This window comes from Pseudoalteromonas sp. Isolate6 (assembly GCF_022398435.1).
Lineage (GTDB): Bacteria > Pseudomonadota > Gammaproteobacteria > Enterobacterales > Alteromonadaceae > Pseudoalteromonas > Pseudoalteromonas galatheae.
The window spans coordinates 1-3,011 of record NZ_JAKEVK010000324.1; the positions used below are offsets into that span (position 1 = coordinate 1).

The following is a 3,011-nucleotide window of genomic DNA, read 5'->3' on the forward strand; positions in this document are numbered from 1 at the left end:
CGCACCAACAACGCGCACCAACAACGCGGTGATTAGCGGAAAGCTAAATGATGTGTTTAGCTCAATCAGCGACGTAGACCATGCGCGCAGCGCCTTTGATTTGGTCAAGCTTTACCCTGCGGTAGGAAGCGATGATGCAACAAAACTATCGGATGCACATGTATTCATAGCCGACCAACCAGAAGACCCGCTGGTCAGCACGCTATTGGTTGAGTCTCCAGATTTACGCGACGACTCGCTGCTTGAAGATATGTTGGAGCTTATGACTGCAAGCGCGACCAAGTACCACGGGTTGAGTCATTTAACATCGCCATATCAAAGCGGCGAACTGCACCTAAGAGTGCGAGACTTGCAGCGCTCCTTAGCGCCAAGTGTTACTCGCACTCAGTCTAAACAAGGACTGAGACCACAGCTGGACAGTGATAGCGATGTAACGGGCTATCGATACAAAACGATTGAGTCATTTGGCAACCTCAGTGAGTTTAGTATTGATATCCCAGACTTATTGCTTGATTACACGAGAGTTGTTGTGCGCGAGCATTCGTGGTTTTCTCTGTGGCGGCAGCACACCATCAACGGCACGGTGGTATCAGGGGAAGCGTACGAAGGAAGATATTTGCCTAGCGGTTACTTTCTTTGGATCTACTACTTATCAAAGCTGGATTTTAGGTTTCATTCATTTGCCTCAAGTCAAAACATCACATTAGGTGCGACAGAAACCATTGTTAAAGGGACGGTTAAGCTAAAAAAATCCGGCTCTAGCCAAATAATCACGGATGATGGTAGTGGTCGATTTATCCATTCTGGCTACATTATCGCGACGATTGATTATGATACAGGCGTAATTACTGAGTTAGAGCCAATCGATTATAGTGGGACGGTAAGCGAAGAACTGGGCGCGTTAATTCAGTTAAAGCCACTTTCACTGCGAGAAATCGAATTTGCGTTACCGTCTCAATCATTTGCTCGCAATAGTATTTATATTCGCGCAACGTCTGAGGCAGGCACTGAATATAGTGCATCTAGCGATGACAACGGCAACATCACAGGTACTAATATATCTGGCTCAGTAAGTAGTAATGGCACGGTTTCTCTGGTGTTTGCGGTAGATATGGTGCAGGAATCTATCACCTATGATTATGATGAACTCACCATTATCAATGTGCCTAGCCCACCAGGTGGCATTGACCGCAGCAAACTACCGGAAGGCGGCTATGTGCCGATATTTCACGAGTTCAACCTTGTATGCGTTCAAGACCGTAACCGGACCCAACACGCAACACTGAGTAATGGCCAAGAGTTAACGGTAACCGTTGACGCTAACTGGGTAGATATTGTTGATAATGATGGCCTATCGCTCTACAGCGCCAATGATGACAATTACAGCTATGACAAAGCCTCTGGTAAAGTCACAATCAAACCTGGCATTGCTAACTTTTCTGGCCCGTTCATCATAACTGTAGTGCTCAGTGAGCTGGTTTTGGTGGATGCCATAGAGAACGACACACTAAAGATACTCTCGCCRCTGAAAAGAACATATGACGTTGGCGCAACCGTTTCTAGCGCCTATGTGCTCGGCGACTTACAAGCGCTGACCAAAGACGAGCGGACTCTGAGTGCTTGGCAAAATAACTTTGGTGATTTTGGCTCTCCGGCATCGAGCGCAATCAACACCACACAATACCCAATYGAGCTGAGCAACCTTGGCACCATTGCCCAGCGYTGGGCMATWGTATTTACCAGCACYACTGCGTTTTATGTAGTTGGCGAGCATGTAGGCATCATTTATTACGGCAATACTATCAGCGACTGCACACCCATTAATGCCAATGCAGGCTCACCATTTTTTGTTTTACGCAAAGAGGCTCTAGGCTCAGGGCTAAACCCAGGCGAAGCGTTTTTATTTGAAACCACCACTGCAAGTAAGCCAGTTATGCTGACACGCTCGGTAAGCCCCGGGCATACCGAAATTAAATATGACAAATCCACGCTTGGATTTAGAGGGAGTAAAGACTAATGGCATTTAAAATGTATAAGTGGGACGATGTAGGTGCACCTGTGCTATCAACAAATAAAGGGGCATTAGCAAACCTACTATTAAAATGCTTGGTTAATGGCTACGACGGTAAACCTAGTGCTGGTTGGCAATTGCACGAACATAGCGACAACTTCAGTAACCTAATCATTAGCCCTGCAAGCAACAAGTGGTATTATTTAATCTATGATGATGGCCGCAACACCTATTTACGAGACTCAGCCGCCTTGCTTGGCGCTATTGATGCGTGGACAGATATAGAAACGCCTGTGTCGTCGCATAGTTATGCTGATTGGCACATTCGCATTCCTGAAAACAGTTATTCCAACCAAAGTATCGATAAACGTTCTAATAAATGGGTGCTGCTGGCCAATACGGAAACTGCCTATTTTCTACAAACTGACCTAAACAACAGTTACTCAATGGTTTCTGTAATAGGGAAACTAAATTGCGCGACTTTTGATGACCTCTATATTTGTTTGGCTGCCAACCCCAATTGGCTAGACCATGACGAATTACAGTTTTTATCTAATAGGGGGTCAGGTGTCACACCGCTTGTTGTAAAAACAAAAATCCCAATCAAAACGAACCCAAACACGATGACTAATGATGTACTTACGTCAGTATGGCCAAGTTCGTGCAAGCGCAACCCTGGAAGACAAGTTCTTTGGAATGTATGGACAAACATTGGGTTGTACTCAGGTAATGAGGTCATTGGCACATTTCCGGATTTAGAATTTGCCGTGCACTCATCTAGGGAGCAGTCATCTACATTTCTGCACGAGGGCGACTATCTATACTTTAATAATTCTCGGTGGCCGATACTATGAGCATAGTAATACCGCATCAAACTAAGCACAGTCTGTTATTAAATACAAACTTCAGTGTTCTAGAAGTCCGAGGAAGTGTTGAAGGTAGTAGCCCTGAAGGTGCTCGACAACTGATACAGTTTATCACCCGCTCAACTATGACGAAG

At 45.4% G+C, this 3,011-nt stretch carries 2 protein-coding genes; both read left to right on the forward strand.

Annotation, left to right across the window (positions count from 1 at the left end; genetic code table 11):
• The coding region (locus L1D50_RS22410; protein ID WP_239966878.1) for a hypothetical protein at positions 1-2,017 on the forward strand (2,017 nt) is incomplete at its 5' end.
• Complete coding sequence (locus L1D50_RS22415; RefSeq protein ID WP_239966879.1) at positions 2,017-2,865, forward strand: hypothetical protein; 849 nt, start codon at positions 2,017-2,019, stop codon at positions 2,863-2,865. The genes L1D50_RS22410 and L1D50_RS22415, both read left to right, overlap by 1 nt.
• The last annotated feature ends 146 nt before the right edge of the window (positions 2,866-3,011 follow it).